Consider the following 679-nt stretch of genomic DNA (forward strand, 5'->3'; position numbering starts at 1 on the left):
ATGCCTCAATCTCACGGCTGCCAAGCAGTGCGTTGACTTTGCCGTTTCGATTGAGCATGCTCTCGCGAGCAAGACTGACGCGCTCTTTGACGAGTTCCGTGGGTTCACCTCGATCACCACCTTCCGCCAACGTGCCTTTCGGTAAGGATGGAATTTCTAACGACATATCAAAACGGTCGAGAAGCGGTCCCGATAAACGACCTAAGTAACGCAAAATAGCTTGAGGGTTAGTGCGAGCTTGATTCCCTTCGTAATAGCCAGTTGGGCTTGGATTCAACGCGCCCACCAGCTGAAAACGAGCAGGAAAACGCGTTTTTCCTTGTGCGCGCGAAATGATGATCTCACCCGACTCCAGTGGTTCTCGTAACGAGTCCAACACTTTACGGTCAAACTCCGGCATTTCATAAAGGAACAATAACCCATTGTGAGCCAAAGAAATCTCTCCCGGTCTTGGCACCGAGCCACCACCAACTAATGCAGCCATCGAACTGGAATGGTGCGGCGCACGAAACGGACGCGACTTCCAGTTGTACTCATTAATCTCACTTTGCGTCAGTGATGCGACTGAAGCCGTTTCCATCGCTTCTTCGTCGCTCATCTCCGGCAGTAAGTCGCATAAACGCGACGCCAACATGGTTTTTCCTGTACCAGGAGGACCAAGGAAAAGTAGGTTGTGGTT

At 51.3% G+C, this 679-nt stretch carries 1 protein-coding gene; it reads right to left on the reverse strand.

The genetic code is table 11. The features are described from left to right. On the reverse strand, nt 1-679 hold a 679-nt coding region (locus R7R78_RS26665), incomplete at both ends, for an ATP-binding protein (RefSeq protein WP_225474677.1).

Source organism: Vibrio sp. 2134-1 (assembly GCF_033339495.1).